This window comes from Halomonas sp. PBN3, assembly GCF_000475415.1.
GTDB lineage: Bacteria > Pseudomonadota > Gammaproteobacteria > Pseudomonadales > Halomonadaceae > Halomonas > Halomonas shengliensis.
Genome location: NZ_AXCA01000205.1, coordinates 14,790 through 30,668, shown reverse-complemented (window position 1 = coordinate 30,668; position 15,879 = coordinate 14,790). Strand labels below are relative to the sequence as shown.

13 protein-coding genes are annotated in these 15,879 nt (G+C 70.5%); 4 read left to right on the top strand and 9 right to left on the bottom strand.

Going from position 1 to position 15,879, the window contains the following annotated elements; translation table 11 throughout:
- Positions 1-42 precede the first annotated feature (42 nt).
- The 7 genes from purH to dsbD all read right to left on the bottom strand — a co-directional run bounded on the left by purH (position 43) and on the right by dsbD (position 8,357).
- Positions 43-1,623, bottom strand: a complete 1,581-nt coding sequence (gene purH, locus Q673_RS33555) for a bifunctional phosphoribosylaminoimidazolecarboxamide formyltransferase/IMP cyclohydrolase (protein ID WP_023007167.1) — start codon at positions 1,621-1,623, stop codon at positions 43-45.
- Between the two features lie 100 nt (positions 1,624-1,723).
- Complete coding sequence (gene fis, locus Q673_RS33550; RefSeq protein ID WP_023007166.1) at positions 1,724-2,044, bottom strand: DNA-binding transcriptional regulator Fis; 321 nt, start codon at positions 2,042-2,044, stop codon at positions 1,724-1,726.
- A complete protein-coding gene (dusB, locus tag Q673_RS33545; RefSeq protein WP_023007165.1) occupies positions 2,041-3,102 on the bottom strand; it encodes a tRNA dihydrouridine synthase DusB in 1,062 nt (353 codons plus the stop codon). Before dusB ends, fis begins: the two co-directional genes overlap by 4 nt.
- A 77-nt stretch (positions 3,103-3,179) precedes the next feature.
- A complete protein-coding gene (gene prmA / locus Q673_RS33540) occupies positions 3,180-4,094 on the bottom strand; it encodes a 50S ribosomal protein L11 methyltransferase (protein ID WP_023007164.1) in 915 nt (304 codons plus the stop codon).
- Between the two features lie 292 nt (positions 4,095-4,386).
- Positions 4,387-5,730 (bottom strand): acetyl-CoA carboxylase biotin carboxylase subunit, encoded by a 1,344-nt coding sequence (accC, locus tag Q673_RS33535; RefSeq protein ID WP_023007163.1) that lies wholly within the window; start codon positions 5,728-5,730, stop codon positions 4,387-4,389.
- A 43-nt stretch (positions 5,731-5,773) separates the two neighbouring features.
- Positions 5,774-6,253, bottom strand: a complete 480-nt coding sequence (gene accB / locus Q673_RS33530; RefSeq protein WP_023007162.1) for an acetyl-CoA carboxylase biotin carboxyl carrier protein — start codon at positions 6,251-6,253, stop codon at positions 5,774-5,776.
- Between the two features lie 226 nt (positions 6,254-6,479).
- Positions 6,480-8,357 carry a protein-disulfide reductase DsbD gene (gene dsbD / locus Q673_RS33525; protein WP_023007161.1) on the bottom strand — a complete coding sequence of 626 codons (1,878 nt, stop codon included), beginning with the start codon at positions 8,355-8,357 and terminating at the stop codon, positions 6,480-6,482.
- A 222-nt stretch (positions 8,358-8,579) separates the two neighbouring features.
- Between dsbD and Q673_RS33520 the strand changes: the two genes are divergently transcribed.
- Complete coding sequence (locus Q673_RS33520) at positions 8,580-9,704, top strand: DUF2333 family protein (protein WP_023007160.1); 1,125 nt, start codon at positions 8,580-8,582, stop codon at positions 9,702-9,704.
- A gap of 106 nt (positions 9,705-9,810) precedes the next feature.
- On the opposite strand, the gene ppa is transcribed toward Q673_RS33520, so the two are convergent.
- Complete coding sequence (gene ppa, locus Q673_RS33515; protein WP_023007159.1) at positions 9,811-10,341, bottom strand: inorganic diphosphatase; 531 nt, start codon at positions 10,339-10,341, stop codon at positions 9,811-9,813.
- 238 nt (positions 10,342-10,579) lie between these two features.
- Between ppa and Q673_RS33510 the strand changes: the two genes are divergently transcribed.
- Complete coding sequence (locus Q673_RS33510; protein WP_031218679.1) at positions 10,580-12,310, top strand: bifunctional protein-serine/threonine kinase/phosphatase; 1,731 nt, start codon at positions 10,580-10,582, stop codon at positions 12,308-12,310.
- A 69-nt stretch (positions 12,311-12,379) separates the two neighbouring features.
- Here Q673_RS33510 and Q673_RS33505 read toward each other — a convergent pair whose 3' ends face one another.
- Positions 12,380-13,636: a 6-phosphofructokinase gene (locus Q673_RS33505; protein ID WP_023007157.1), complete on the bottom strand. Its 1,257-nt coding sequence runs from the start codon at positions 13,634-13,636 to the stop codon at positions 12,380-12,382.
- Positions 13,637-13,818: 182 nt separating this feature from the next.
- Here Q673_RS33505 and mpl point away from each other — a divergent pair, with 182 nt between their 5' ends.
- Positions 13,819-15,210: a UDP-N-acetylmuramate:L-alanyl-gamma-D-glutamyl-meso-diaminopimelate ligase gene (gene mpl / locus Q673_RS33500; protein ID WP_023007156.1), complete on the top strand. Its 1,392-nt coding sequence runs from the start codon at positions 13,819-13,821 to the stop codon at positions 15,208-15,210.
- Positions 15,203-15,823: a flavin prenyltransferase UbiX gene (locus Q673_RS33495; protein ID WP_023007155.1), complete on the top strand. Its 621-nt coding sequence runs from the start codon at positions 15,203-15,205 to the stop codon at positions 15,821-15,823. The genes mpl and Q673_RS33495 overlap by 8 nt, the downstream gene beginning before the upstream one ends.
- Positions 15,824-15,879 lie beyond the last annotated feature (56 nt).

Below are 15,879 nucleotides of genomic sequence, written 5' to 3'. Positions count from 1 at the left end.
CCTTGCTCCTTGCTCCTTGTGCCTTGCGCCTCGCCGCAGGCGTCAGTGGCGGAAGTGGCGCATCCCGGTGAACACCATGGCGATGCCAGCCTCGTTGGCGGCGTCGATCACCTCCTGATCGCGCATGGAGCCGCCGGGCTGAATCACCGCGGCGATGCCGGTGGCGGCGGCGGCGTCGATGCCGTCGCGGAAGGGGAAGAAGGCGTCACTGGCCATCACCGAGCCCGGCACCGAGAGGCCCTCGTCGGCGGCCTTGATGCCGGCGATCCTGGCCGAGTAGACACGACTCATCTGGCCGGCACCCACGCCGATGGTCTGGCCATCCTTAGCGTAGACGATGGCGTTGGACTTGACGTACTTGGCCACCTTCCAGGCGAAGGCCAGGTCACGCAGCTCCTGCTCGGTGGGTACCCGCTCGGTGACCACGGTGAGCTCGTCGCGACCCACCATGCCCAGGTCGCGGTCCTGGACCAGTAGGCCGCCGGTGACGCGCTTGAAATCGTGGGCGTGCTCGCGCTTGCCGGGCCAGTGGGCGCCGACGTCGAGCAGGCGCACGTTCTGCTTCTCGGCGACGATCGCCGCGGCCTGTTCCTCGATCCCGGGGGCGATGATCACCTCGACGAACTGGCGGTCGATGATGGCGCGGGCGGTCTCGGCATCCAGCGGCACGTTGAAGGCGATGATGCCGCCGAAGGCGCTGGTGGGGTCGGTGGCGAAGGCCTTGTCGTAGGCCTCCAGAGCGCTGGAACCCACCGCTACGCCGCAGGGGTTGGCGTGCTTGACGATCACGCAGGCGGTCTCGGTGAAGGCCTTCACGCACTCGAAGGCGGCATCGGTGTCGGCGACGTTGTTGAAGGAGAGCGCCTTGCCGTTGCGCTGCTCGGCGGTGGCCACGCTGGGCTCGCTGGCGTCGGCCTCGACATAGAAGGCGGCGTTCTGGTGGGGGTTCTCGCCATAGCGCATGGCCTGCTTCTTGACGAACTGCAGGTTGTAGGTGCGCGGAAAGCCATCCTCGCCGCCGGGCACCCGCTGGCCGAGGTAGTCGGCGATGGCGGCGTCGTAGCCGGCGGTGTGTTCGAAGGCCTTGACCGCCAGGTCGAAGCGGGTGGCGTCACTCACCGCACCGTCCTGGGCGGCGATCTCGCCCAGCACCCGAGCATAGTCGCCGGCATCCACCACGATGGTGGTGTGGGCATGATTCTTGGCGCAGGCACGCACCATGGTGGGCCCGCCGATATCGATGTTCTCGATGGCGTCCTCCAGGGTGCAGTCGGGCCTGGCCACCGTCTGGGCGAAGGGGTAGAGGTTGACCACCACCATGTCGATGGGCGCGATGTCGTGCTCGGCCATCACCGTGTCGTCCTGGCCGCGGCGACCCAGGATGCCGCCGTGGATCTTGGGGTGCAGGGTCTTGACCCGGCCGTCCATGATCTCGGGGAAGCCGGTGTGCTCGGAGACCTCGGTGACCGCGATGCCGTTCTCCTGGAGCAGGCGGAAGGTGCCGCCGGTGGAGAGCAGCTCGACGCCGTGCTCGGCGAGCCCGCGGGCGAAGTCGACGATGCCGGTCTTGTCGGAGACGCTGATCAGCGCGCGGCGAACCGGGGTGGGGGAGGCTTGGGCCATGGGGTCACTCTCTACTGGCATGAAGGAACGGGGCGAGGCCGTGTCGACCCTGGGGCGACACGCGAAAGGGAGCCCCTGGGCTCCCTTCGCCGGAACGGGGTCAGATCAGGTCATACTGCTTGAGCTTCTTGCGCAGGGTGCCGCGATTGAGGCCGAGCATCTCGGCGGCGCGGGTCTGGTTGCCCTGGGTATGGTCGAGCACCGCGGCCAGCAGCGGCGCCTCGACCTCGGCCATGACCATGGCGTAGAGGCCGGTGACGTCGCCGCCGTCGAGGTGGGCGAAGTAGCGGCGCATGGCGAGGTCGACCGCCTCGCGAAGGGGCTGCTGGCCACCCTGGGGAGCGGCGAGGTCAGGCGCGTCATCGTCGAGCGGGCGGCCTTGGGTAAGCGCTGGGTCGGAGGGTAGGGCGTGGCTGGTCATGCGGCTCGTGTTCCTTTCGAGGTCGCGCCCGGCTCGCGCGGCGCGGCGGCCGACGGGCGGGCATGACCGAAGAGATCGTCGATGAAACGGTGCTGTTCGTGGCGGCTCTCGAGGCGGTTGAAGCACCCCTTGAGCTCGCCGCGCCGCGCCTCGTCGAGGCGGGCGTCGCCGGCCAGGTACCAGCCGACGTGCTTGCGAGCGATCCGCACGCCCATGTGTTCGCCGTAGAAGGCGTGGAGGGCGTCGAGGTGGTCGCGCAGCACCCCGGCACGCTCGTCGTCGCTCGGCGGCGCCAGCGTCTCGCCGTGGCGCAGGTAGTGGTCGATCTCGCGGAAGATCCAGGGGTTGCCCTGGGCGCCGCGACCGACCATCACCGCATCCGCCCCAGTATAGTCGAGGACGGCGGCGGCCTTGTGCGGCGAGTCGATATCGCCATTGGCGAACACCGGGATCCCCACCGCAGCCTTGATGGCGGCGATGGTGTCGTACTCGGCGTGGCCGGTGTAGCGCTGCTGGCGATGGCGGCCGTGGACCGCCAGGGCCTGGATGCCGGCCTGCTCGGCGAGGCGGGCCACGCGCACGCCATTGTTGCTCTCGGCGCACCAGCCGGTGCGGATCTTGAGCGTCACCGGCACCTCCACCGCGGCCACCACCGCCTCGAGGATCTCGGCGACCAGCGCCTCGTCGCGCAGCAGCGCGGAGCCGGCGGCCTTGTTGCACACCTTCTTAGCCGGGCACCCCATGTTGATGTCGATGATTTCGGCACCCATCTCGGCGTTGAGTCGGGCGGCCTCGGCGAGCATAGCGGCATCGCCGCCGGCGATCTGCACGCTGCGTGGGCCCGGCTCGCCGCTATGGTCCATGCGCAGCCGGGACTTGCGGGTGTGCCACAGGCTGGGGTCGGCGGTGACCATCTCGCCCACCACCAGGCCGGCACCCAGGCGGCGGCAGAGCTGCCGGAAGGGGCGGTCGGTGACGCCGGCCATGGGGGCCAGGATCACCCGGTTGCCAAGGGCGTGGTGGCCGATGCGCGGCGCTGGCGGCTGGGTCTCGGACATGGCTCGGAGCGTTGGCGGAAAGGGGGCATATCATACGCCCCCGAGGAGATGGGGTGAAGTGGCGAGCCGGGGCCGGCTCAGCCGGGACGGCGACCGGTGAGGCGCACCCAGCCCTCGCGGCACGCCGGCTCGTCCATCACCAGCCCCTGCTCGCGGTAGGCCTCGAGCACTGCCTCGGCCTGGGCCTCGAGGATGCCGGAGAGCGCCAGGCGCCCGCCGGGGGCCACGTGGCCGGCGATCATCGGCGCCAGCTCCACCAGGGGGCCGGCGAGGATGTTGGCGACCACGATGGGGAAGGCCTCGGCATCGTCGAGCTGTTCCGGGTAGCAGAGCCGCAGGGCTGCCTCGGCCACCTCGTTGCGCTCGGCGTTGTCGCGGCTCGCGGTGAGCGCCTGGGGATCGATGTCGGTGCCCACCGCCCGCGCCGCGCCGAGCCGGAGGGCGGCGATGGCCAGTATCCCGGAGCCGGTGCCGACGTCGAGCACCGCCTGGCCGTCGAGGGCCTCGCTCACCGCCAGGCCGTCGAGCCACGCCAGGCATAGCGCAGTGGTGGGGTGGGTGCCGGTGCCGAAGGCGAGCCCCGGGTCGAGGTGCAGGTTCACTGCGCCGGGCTCCGGCGGCGCGTGCCAGCTGGGCACGATCCACAGCCGCTGGCCCATCTGCAGCGGCTGGAAGTCCTCCATCCACTCGCGCTCCCAGTCGCGGTCGGTGAGCAGCTCCACCTCGATCTCGGGGCAGGGCTCCTCGGGGCTCTCGACGGCCCAGGCCTGGCGCACCCGATCGAGCATGGCGTCGACCCCCTCGAGGTCGTCGTAGAGGCCGGTGAGCACGGTCTCGTGCCACAGCGGGGTGCTGCCGCGCTCGGGCTCGAACACCGGGTCGTCGTGGGCGTCCTGCAGGGTGATGGCGGTGGCGCCCTCGGCGAGCAGCAGCTCCTCGAGGGACTCGGCCTGTTCCGGGGCGATACGGGCCTTGAGTTGCAGCCAGGGCATGGGCGCTTCCGTGGTGGTTCAGGAGTGAACAGGCCGCATGGCGTGACGATGCGGCCCGGAATGATGGCGTGGTGCGGCGGTGAGGGGCGCCGGGTTCAGGCCCGGAGGTCCTGGTCGAGCGTGCAGGAGGCTCGGGACTGACCCGGTGACAGGCTTGTGCAGGGGCGCTGTGAACCCGTCCCTGGGCGCTACCGATTTCATCCTTGGAATAGGACCCTTTCAAGCCTGTCCCCGGCGCCCCTCGCGGCTAGCCCTGGAGAGGCGCTCGGGCGCTATGCCGCCTGCCTCGAGGCTAGAGCCCCAGCTTCTTCTCCAGGTAGTGGATATTGACCCCACCCTGCTGGAAATAGCCGTCGCGCACCAGGTCCTTGTGCAGGTCGGTGTTGGTCTTGATGCCCTCCACCAGCAGCTCGTCCAGGGCGATGCGCATGCGCGTCAGCGCGGTCTGGCGGTCGGCGCCCCAGGTGATCAGCTTGCCGATCAGCGAGTCGTAGTGGGGCGGCACCGTGTAGCCGGTGTAGACGTGGGAGTCCATGCGCACGCCCAGGCCGCCCGGCGGGTGGTAGAGGCTCACCTTGCCCGGGGAGGGCATGAAGGTGCGCGGGTCCTCGGCGTTGATGCGGCACTCGAAGGCATGGCCGGAGACGGCGACGTCCTCCTGGCGGATCGAGAGCGGCAGGCCGGAGGCGATGCGCAGCTGTTCCTTGACGATATCCACGCCGGTGACCATCTCGGTGACCGGATGCTCCACTTGGACCCGGGTGTTCATCTCGATGAAGAAGAACTGGCCGTCCTCGTAGAGGAACTCGAAGGTGCCGGCGCCGCGGTAGCCGATGGTGATGCACGCCTCGCGGCACGCCTCGAGCACCTCGGCACGCGCCTTGGGGTCGAGCATCGGCGCGGGGGCCTCCTCGATCACCTTCTGGTGGCGGCGCTGCAGCGAGCAGTCGCGGTCGTAGAGGTGGATGGCGTTGCCCTGGCCGTCGGCCAGCACCTGCACCTCGACGTGGCGCGGCTTCTCGAGGAACTTCTCCATGTAGACGGTGCCGTCGCCGAAGGCGGAGTGGGCCTCGGTACGGGTCACGTTCACTGCGGAGAGCAGGTGCGCCTCGGTGTGCACCACGCGCATGCCGCGCCCGCCGCCGCCGGCGGCGGCCTTGATGATCACCGGGTAGCCGATGCGCCGGGCGGTGGCGAGGATCTGGGCCTCGTCGTCCTCGGGCAGCGGGCCGTCGGAGCCCGGCACCGTGGGCACGCCGGCCTTCTTCATCGCCTCGATGGCGCTGACCTTGTCGCCCATCAGGCGGATGGTCTCGGCCCTGGGACCGATGAAGGTGAAGCCGGAGCGCTCGACCTGCTCGGCGAAGTTGGCGTTCTCCGAGAGGAAGCCGTAGCCGGGATGGATGGCGCTGGTGTCGGTGACCTCGGCGGCGCTGATCAGCGCCGGGATGTTGAGGTAGGACTGGGCCGAGGGGGCCGGGCCGATGCACACGGCCTCGTCGGCCAGGCGCACGTGCATCAGCTCACGGTCGGTCTTGGAGTGTACCGCCACCGTCCTGATGTCCAGCTCCTTGCAGGCGCGCAGGATGCGCAGGGCGATCTCGCCGCGATTGGCGATGAGTACCTTGTCCAGCATGATGGGTCCGCCAGTGTCGGGTGAATGAAGGAGGAGGCGTGGTTCAGGCGATGACGACCAGCGGCTGGTCGAACTCCACCGGCTCGCCGTCCTCGACCAGGATCGCCTCGATCACGCCGTCGCGATCGGCCTCAATCTGGTTCATCATCTTCATGGCCTCGACGATGCACACCGTCTCGCCCTTCTTGACGCTGGAGCCCACCTCGATGAAGGGCTTGGCGCCCGGCGCCGGGGAGCGGTAGAAGGTACCCACCATGGGCGAGTTGATGGCCTGCCCCTGGAAGCTGGGGCCCTCGGCGGCCGGCTCCGCGGCCTCGGCGGGTGCCGGGGCGGCGGGTGCCGGGGCGGCGGGGGCACTGGGCTGGGCCGGGGCGGCATAGCCCTGGGGCATGAGGGCCTGCCAGTTGACGCCGTTGGGGTGGCGGCTGATGCGCACCGACTCCTCCCCCTCCTGGATCTCGATTTCGCTGATGTTCGACTCTTCCAGCAGCTCGATCAGCTTCTTGACCTTGCGGATATCCATGACGTTCGTCCCGATCGGTTGAATGCGGTGGATGGCCGTTGGCCCGGCGCTGTCAACCATGACCAACTTCTATTAGATCGCGGCAAGATGACGACTCTTCCGCCTCTAAAGGCCGTGAAAAGGGGTGTCGGCGGAGTTTGCCGAAAAACCGTGGGTATGTCCAGCGTAGACGAAAACGCCGTTCACGCCCCCGCCGAGGGGCGTGAACGGCGTCTTTGCAGGCGCCTCAGGCGCGCTCGGCGGGCCGTGTCTCGAGCCAGTCGAGCATGCCGTTGAGGTGTCGGGCCAGCGCCTCGGCATCCGGTTCGCCGAGGATGCGCGCCTCGCGAATCTCCTCGCCGTCCCGGAAGAACAGTAGGCTGGGGGGGCCGAACAGCTCGAAGCGGTCGAGCAGCTCGCGGGAGGTGGCGTCGGTGTCGGTGACATCGACGTTGATGCGGGCGAAGGCGGCCAGCGGCTCCGCCACCCGCGGGTCGGGATAGACCTGGCGCTCGAGCTGCTTGCAGGAGATGCACCAGTCGGCGGTGAAGTGGACGAAGGCGACCCGCTCCTCGGGCAGCGCGGCGAGCGCCTGGCGCAGCTCGCCGAGCTCGTCCACGGTGGTCACCGCCTGGGCCGGCTGGCCGCCTGGGGAACCGCCGCCGTTGGCGACCGTGAGCGGGGCGAGCGGGCGCAACGGGTCGCTGGCCCCGCCGGCCGCGCCCAGCACCAGCGCCAGGCCCCAGGCCAGCAGCAGCAGCCCCAGCGCCTGGCGTGCTCGCGGCCACCCCTGGGGGAGGTTGGTGGACATGGCGCCCAGCGCCAGGGCGGTGCCCGCCGCCAGGGCCGCCCACAGCAGCAGCACCACGCTGGCAGGCAGCAGGCGCTCCACCAGCCAGATCGCCACGCCCAGCAGCAGGATGCCGAAGGCCACCTTGACCCCGTTCATCCAGCCGCCGGTGCGTGGCAGCAGGGTGGTGCCGAAGGTGCCCACCAGCAGGAGCGGCACGCCCATGCCGAGGCCCAGGGCGAGCAGGGCGGCGCCCCCCATCGCGGCGTCGCCGGTGGAGGAGATGAACACCAGGGCGCCGGCCAGTGGGGCGGAGACGCAGGGCGAGACCACCAGCACCGAGAGTGCCCCGGCCAGCGCCAGTCCCGCGGGGCCGCTGCGCTGGGCGCGTGCCTGCCAGGCGTCGATGCGCGTGGCGAGGCGCGGCGACAGGCGCATCTCGAAGGCACCGAACATGGCCAGGGCGAAGAGGGTGAAGAGCAGTGCGAAGGTGATGAGCACCGGCGCCGACTGCAGCCGCGCCTGGAGGTTGAGGCCGGCACCGAACAGGCCCATCAGCACGCCGGCCGCGGCATAGGTGAGCGCCATGCCCATTACATAGCTGGCGGAGAGCACGAAGGCGCGCGGCCGGCTGGGATTCTGGCCGACGATGATCGAGGAGAGGATCGGCACCATCGGCAGCACGCAGGGGGTGAAGGTGAGCCCGAGGCCTGCCAGGAAGAAGAGGCCCAGGGCCAGCGGCAGGCTCGCCTCGGCCACCAGCGCCTGGAAGCGGCCATCCTCGCTGCGCGGGGCCGGGTCGCCGCCGGCAGCGGCGGTCTCGGTCGGCCGGGCGTCACCTTTATCCTTGCCATCCTCGGCCGATGCCTCAGCGGGCTGCCAGTCGGCGAAGGCGGGCGGCGCCTGCTGCTGGGCGGCCGTCATCTCGACTCGCTCCGGCGGGTAGCAGAGGCCGGCATCGGCGCAGCCCTGGAAGGTGAGGGTCAGCGGCAGACCGCCGCGATGCGCCTCCTCGAGCGGCACCTCGAAGACCACGCGCTCGCGGAAGGTGTAGACGTCGCCGAGGAACTCGTCGCTGGTGAAGCGCCCCTCGGGGAGCACCGGCTCGCCCAGGGCGACCTCGGAGGCGACCTCGAAACGGTGGCGGTAGAGGTAGTAGCCCTGCGCGGCCTCGACGCCGACGTAGAGGGTGTCGCCGTCGTGCCAGGCGCTGGGCTGGAAGGCTTCCAGTACCGGCAGGAACTCCTTGTTATCATCGCCGCCGAACCACTGGGCCTGGGCGGCGAGCGGCAGCACAAGCAGCAGGGCGAGGGCGAGGTGGCGTACAACGTTCATGGGGCATCCTGTCCTTGGTTGGCGTTGGCATGGCGACTGGCGTCGCCGCTGGCGTTCAGACCCCGCGGGGCCGGTCGGGTTCCGGCCCCGCAGGCGCTCACCGCACGGGCGGCTCGGGTGCTAGGATACCCTACGGATGGGCGCCCCTTCAGCGCCGGCCGCCTGCCAGGGTGCGCCACGTTGTCGCAACCGCCCGGTCTCGTATCGAAAAGGAATCTGACCATGGCTTGGACACGCAAGGGCGACGCCAGGCGTCGCAAGAGGGTCGAGGCGCTGGAGCGCCCCGATTACGGCTGGATCTGGAAGCCACTGCTGGGTCTGCTGCTGCTCTATGTGGTGGTGACCCTGGCCCTCGGGGCCTGGTGGAGCCGCACCCCGGCGGTGCACAGCGTGGAGCAGGTGCCCATGGAACGCCGCGGTGATGCCGGCGCCGAACCCGCCGCCCGTGGAGCGGTGACGGTGGCCACCCTGGCCTCCATCGTCGAGACCCTCTACGCCAAGCCTGGCGGCTACCTGCGCAACGACCGCCTGCCGCCCGGGCTGTGGCTCGACAACATGCCCAGCTGGGAGCGCGGCGTGCTGCGCCAGGCCCAGGACCTGGCGCGGGCGCTGCCCTCGATGCATCCCGGGGAGGCCGGGGAGCTGGAGGCGGCGATCCGCGGCCTGGCCGGTGACGGCCTCGACTGGTACCGGCCCGCCACTGAAACGCACCTGGGCGAGGCGGTGGCGGCCCTGGATCGCCAGCTGTCGATGATGACCGGCATGCAGGCCGAGGGCTTCAGCCCCGGGGCGGGGCTGCCGCGCTGGCTGGCCGATGTGGAGGCGCGGCTCGACGACCTCGGCGTGCGCCTCGCCTCCGGTGCCGGGTCGCACCAGCTGCTGCGGGAGCTAGCCATCGACACCGAGGCGCTGCCCGCCGGCACCCCCTGGTATCGGGTCGACAACGTCTTCTTCGAGGCGCGCGGCACCGGCTGGGCGCTGGTGCAGATGCTCGAGGGGGTGCAGCGCGACCAGGCCGATGCCCTGGCCGAGGCCGGCGTCGTCGAGCGTTGGGAGCGGCTGCGTGCCGAGCTGGCCATGACCCAGCGCCGGCTGTGGAGCCCGCTGGTGATGAGCGGCTCGGGCTTCGGGCCCTTCGCCAACCATGCGCTGGTGATGGCGCTGCACGTCAGCCGTGCCCGGGAGCTGGTCGAGGAGATCCGCGAGGCGCTGGTGGCGAGTGCCGCCCTGCCGGCGGCGGCCGACGCGCCCGGTGCGGCCCCGGCCAGCGAGCCCGAGGTGGTCGAGGTGACGCCCGCAAGTGACGCGCCCGCCCAGGATGAGGCCTCCACCGCGGCCGGGGAGTGAGGTCGCCCCCTTATCGCCGAGGGTGCCACCAGCGATGGCGCCACCAACGACAGCGGGCCGCCCCCAGGGGCGGCCCGCTCGGTACTGGCCTCGGTCAGGCCGGGAATCAGGCCTTGTGGTAGGCGGCGGCGGCCTTCTCGATCGCCTTGCGAGCGGCCTCGACGCCTTCCCAGGACTCCACCTTGACCCACTTGCCCTTCTCGAGATCCTTGTAGTTCTCGAAGAAGTGGGCGATCTGCTGGCGCAGCAGCTCGGGCAGGTCGGTGACCTCCTGGACGTCGTCGTAGAGGCTGGAGAGCTTGGCGTGGGGCACGCAGACCAGCTTGGCGTCCTCACCGGCCTCGTCGGTCATGTTGAGGATGCCCACCGGACGGGCACGGATCACACTGCCCGGCTGGACGGGGTAGGGGGTCACCACCAGGGCGTCCAGGGGGTCGCCGTCGTCGGCCAGGGTGTGAGGGATGAAGCCGTAGTTGGCCGGGTAGAACATCGGGGTGGCCATGAAGCGGTCGACCAGCAGGGCGCCCATGTCCTTGTCGATCTCATACTTCACCGGCGCATGGTTGGCCGGGATCTCGATCGCCACGTAGAGGTCGTTGGGAAGGTCCTTACCGGCGGGGATGTTGTCGAAGTTCATCGTCGCTTCCTTGGTAGGTGCAAATGACGGTTGGCGAATGGCCTGGGCAGTCGCGCTGGAAAAATCCGCGAAATTATACGGGCCCGCCCGGTCGAATACCAATTCGACCTAGGTGCCGCCGTCGCCCCGGGGAGGGCGGCACCTTCGGAGGGGCACCGCCGCGGGGCGCTCCCGTGTATGATGGGCGCCGCCACGGGGCTCGGCCCCGGGCAGGCAACCATCGGGCAAGGAGGGGCGAGTGGCAACCGCGCAGCTGTCATTGAGTTTTGGCCAGGCCTTCGTGGCGCCGGATCGCCGGCGCCATCGCAGCTCCATGTCGGTGCGCCTGCCCGAGGGGGCCCAGTTCCATGCTAAGGGCGCCTGTGCGCTGATCAGCGATGCCACGGCGCGCAACGCCCTGGCCAAGCAGGCCGGCGACCTGGCCGTGCGCGGCTTCCTGGCCGACTACTACTCCACCCCCGACCACTGGGACGTCAAGACCTCCGCCACCCGGGTGTTGCGGGCCCTAAATGCCTGGGCTCACAGCCAGAGCCGCCAGGCCGCCGAGGGCGGCTTCGTCACCTCGTTCTCGGCGCTGGTGCTGCGTGGCACCGAGGGCCACCTCTTCCATATGGGCGATACTCTGGTGTTCCGCCTGCGTGGCGCCGAGTTCGAGCAGCTGACCCGCGACCACATCAACGACCTGGGCGGCTACCGCTACCCCTCCCGGGCGCTGGGCATGGATAACAGCATCGACATCGACTATGCCCGCTTCCCGCTCAAGCAGGGCGACCTGTTCCTGTTCACCACCCGGGCGGTGCTCGGCACCCTGATGCCCTCGGAGTACGTGCAGCTGATCCGCCAGGACGCCAGCGACCTCCACGCCGCCTGCGATCGCCTGGCCGCGGCGGCGGTGGAGCGGGCCCAGTCCCGCGGTTACGGCGCCGAGCCCTTCTGCTTCCAGCTGCTGCGGGTGGATGAGCTGCCCGATGCGCCCTCCGACCATCCGGCCAAGGTCTACGGCGAGCTGCCGATCCCGCCGGAGCTCTCGCCGGGGGATCGCCTGGACGGCCTGGAGGTGCAGGCGGTGCTGTCGCGCACCGCCCAGTCCCGGGTCTACCGGGTGCGCGACGTGCGCAGCGAGCGGGAGATGGTGATGAAGGCGCCGAGCCCGGAGCTCTCCCACCGCAACGTCTACCTGGAGCACTTCCTGCTCCAGCAGTGGGTGGTGGAGCGGGTCAAGTCGCCCTTCGTGGCAAGGGTGATGGAGCCTTCGCGGCCGCGGCGCTACCTCTATTACCTGATGGCCTACGTCGAGGGGGAGACCCTGGCGGAGTGGGCCCGGCGCCATCCCCAGGCGAGCCTGGCCCAGCGCCTGGATATCGCCAACCAGCTGGGCAAGGCGGTGCAGGCGCTGCACCACCGCGAGCTGCTGCACCAGCAGATCCATCCCGGCAACGTGCTGATCGACTCCCATGGCCAGGTGGTGCTCACCGACTTCAGCGCCTGCCGCATGCGTGAGGGGGGCGGGCTCAAGGATGCCCGGGAGCTGGCCCGCCAGGTAGGGCTGACCGAGCACAGCGCCCCGGAGTATGCCCTGGACGACGAGATCGGCCGGCGCAGCGACCAGTACTCCTACGCCTCCACGGTCTATTGGCTGCTGACCGGCGAGCTCCCCTATGCGCTGCCGCCCAACCGGCTGCTGCGGCATACCGACCTCGAGCAGCTGGTCTACCGCAGCGCCCGCCAGCGCAACCCCGAGGTGCCCCAGGCGCTCGACGAGGCGCTGCGCCGGGCGCTGGATCCGCAGCGCGCGCTGCGCTACCGGCGCCTGTCGGAGTTCCTGCGCGAGCTGCGCCAGCCGCTGGCGCGCCCCGGCGGGGAGGGACGCGCCGCCTCGCCACGGGTATTCCGCGACCGCGGCCACTTCTGGCAGGGCATCGCGGCGATCCTGCTGCTGCTGCTGGTGCTTTCCTGGTTGCTGCGGTAGGGCCTTCGGCCAGGTTCAAGGCGCAAGGGGAGGTTGCCCCTTGTTCCTTGAGCCTTGTCCCTATGGGGCTTAGAGCTTGAACTCCGGCAGCTTGCGCTCGACCCGGTGCTTGACGAGCCTGGCCACGCGGGGCAGGCCGTTGTCGAAGGGCGGGAAGTCCTCGCCCTGGATCAGCGGCGAGAGGTACTGGCGGCACGCCTCGGTGATGCCGAAGCCGTCCTCGCGGATGTACTCGCGGGGCATGAACTTCTCGCGGTTGGCGATCTCGGCCAGCGGGGCGGCCTCGATGCGCCAGGCGTAGGGGGCCTCGGAGACCCGCTTGATCGCCGGCATCATGGCGTTGCGTCCCTCGATGGCCAGCTCCACCGCCTTCTCGCCCACCGCATAGGCCTGCTCCACGTCGGTCCTGGAGGCCAGGTGGCGGGCGGCACGTTGCAGGTAGTCGGCCACCGCCCAGTGGTACTTGTAGCCCAGGTCCTGCTTGACCATGCCGGCCAGGGTCGGCGCCACGCCACCCAGCTGGCGGTGGCCGAAGGCGTCGGTGTTGCCGGAGTCGGCGAGGAAGGTGCCGTCCTCGTAGCGGGCCCCCTCGGAGACCACGATCACGCAGTAGCCGTACTTCTGGACCGCCTCGTCGACCCGAGCCATGACCGCCTCGCGGTCGAAGGCCACCTCGGGGAAGATCACCAGGTGGGGCGGCTCGCCCTCGCCCTGGCCGGCCAGGGCCCCGGCGGCGGCGATCCAGCCGGCGTGGCGGCCCATCACCTCGAGCACGAACACCTTGGTGGAGGTGGCGCACATGGAGGCGATGTCCAGCGAGGCCTCCAGGGTAGAGGTGGCGATGTACTTGGCCACGCTGCCGAAGCCCGGCGAGTTGTCGGTGATCGGCAGGTCGTTGTCCACGGTCTTGGGCACGTGGATGGCGGTCAGCGGGTAGCCGAGCTTCTCGGAGAGCTGGGAGACCTTGAGGCAGGTGTCGGCGCTGTCGCCGCCGCCGTTGTAGAAGAAGTAGCGGATGTCGTGGGCCTTGAAGACCTCGATCAGCCGCTCGTACTGGGCGCGGTGGGTCTCGATGTCCTTGAGCTTGTAGCGGCAGGAGCCGAAGGCGCCGCCCGGGGTGTGGCGCAGGGCGGCGATGGTCTCGTCGGACTCCTGGCTGACGTCGATCAGCTCCTCGGTCAGGGCGCCGATGATGCCGTTGTGGCCGGCGTAGACCTTGCCGATGCGATCGGGGTGGCGGCGGCAGGCCTCGATCACGCCGCAGGCGCTGGCGTTGATCACGGCGGTGACGCCGCCGGACTGGGCATAGAAGGCGTTGTGGGCCATGGGGCTATCCTGCTCCTGGTCGCTGCTGTCGGGGGGAGATGGGGGACGAAAGTCGTGGGATTCTAGCCGAAAGGCCCGCACCCTGCACCCGCACGCGCTGGAGGGGTGTCGGGTGCCATGCTAGTCTCGCCACACCCTGCGGCGGTGGCCGCCGCGGCGAAGCTTGGCAGTCAGGAGAGCGCATGCACGTCCATATCCTCGGTATCTGCGGCACCTTCATGGGTAGCCTGGCGCTGCTGGCCCGTGAGCTGGGCCACACCGTCAGCGGATCGGATGCGGGAGTCTACCCGCCCATGAGTACCCAGCTGGAGGAGGCCGGCATCGCCCTGAGGGAGGGCTACTCGCCCGCCAACCTGGCGCCGCGTCCCGACCTGGTGGTGATCGGCAATGCGCTGTCGCGCGGCAACGCCGAGGTGGAGGCGGTGCTCGATACCGGCCTGCCCTATGTCTCCGGCCCCCAGTGGCTGGCCGAGCACGTGTTGCCCGGGCGCCGGGTGATCGCCGTGGCCGGCACCCACGGCAAGACCACCACGGCAAGCCTCGTCGCCTGGCTGCTGGAGTCCGCCGGCCTTTCGCCGGGCTTCCTGATCGGCGGGGTGCCGCGCAACTTCGGCATCTCGGCACGCCTCGGCGCCTATGACGCCCCCTTCGTGGTGGAGGCCGACGAGTACGACACCGCCTTTTTCGACAAGCGCTCCAAGTTCGTCCACTACCGCCCCGAGATCGCCGTGCTGGGCAACCTGGAGTTCGACCACGCGGACATCTTCACCGATCTGGCGGCCATCGAGCGGCAGTTCCACCACCTGGTGCGCACCGTGCCGGGCAAGGGGCGGCTGCTGGTGGCCGACCACGAGCCGGCCCTTGACCGGGTGCTGGCGCTGGGCGCCTGGACGCCGGTGGTGCACTTCGGCGAAGCGGCAGAGAGCCCCTGGCGGGTCGAGCTCGAGCGCGAAGATGCCTCGCGCTTCCGGGTGATCCACCAGCAGGGGGAGGGCGCCGGGGCCGTCGACGAGGACGCCGTGGTGGACTGGCCGCTGACCGGGGCCTACAACGCCCGCAACGCCCTGGCGGCCCTGGCCGCGGCCCATGCCTGCGGGGTGGACCTGTCCCGCGCCGCGGCGGCACTGGCCCGCTTCGAGACGCCGCGGCGCCGCCAGGAGCTGCGCGGCGAGGTGGCCGGCATCCAGGTGATCGATGACTTCGCCCACCATCCCACCGCCATCGCCGCCACCCTGGCCGGGCTGCGTGCCGCCACCGCCCGTGGCCGCCTGCTGGCGGTGATCGAGCCGCGCTCCAACACCATGCGCCTGGGGGCCCTGCGCGAGCGCCTGGCGCAGAGCGTGGCCGATGCCGATGCCGCCTTCTGGTACCGCCCCGAGGGCCTCGACTGGCCGCTCGAGGCGGTGGTGGCGGCGAGCCCGGTACCCGCCAGCGAGGAGCACGACCTCGACGCCCTGGTGGCGGCTCTGGTGGCCGAGGCGCAGCCCTATGACCGCATCGTGGTGATGTCCAACGGCGGCTTCGGCGGCATCCACGAGAGGCTGCTGGCCGCCCTGGAGGTGGCCCATGGCTGAAGCCTTTTCCCCGCCGGTGACGGTGGCCCTCACCGGCGCCTCTGGCGCCCAGTACGGGCTGCGCCTGATCGAGGCACTGGTGGCCGCCGGCCACGAGGTGTGGGTGATGGTCTCCAAGGCCGCCCACTTGGTGATCGCCACCGAGACCGACACCGAGCTGCCCGCGCGGCCCGCCCGCCTGGCCGAGGCGCTCGCCGAGCGCAGTGGGGCGGCCCCCGGCCAGATCCGCTGCTTCGCCCGGGAGGACTGGATGGCGCCGGTCGCCTCGGGCTCCGGCGCCCCCTCGGCCATGGTGATCTGCCCCTGCTCCACCGGCACCCTCTCGGCGGTGGCCACGGGCGCCAGCAACAACCTGATCGAGCGCGCCGCCGACGTGGCCCTGAAGGAGCGCCGCCGGCTGATCCTGGTGCCCCGGGAGACGCCGCTCTCGGCGATCCACCTCGAGCACATGCTGACCCTGAGTCGCCTGGGCGCGGTGATCCTTCCCGCCGCCCCGGGCTTCTATCACCAGCCCGCGTCGATCGACGACCTGGTCGACTTCATCGTCGCGCGCATCCTCAACCAGCTCGGCATCGAGCACCGCCTGATGCCGCGCTGGGGAGAGGCGCCGTAGCGAGTCGTCATCTCCCGCTGCCACCCTGGACGCCCGACGCCCATAGATAGCCCTAC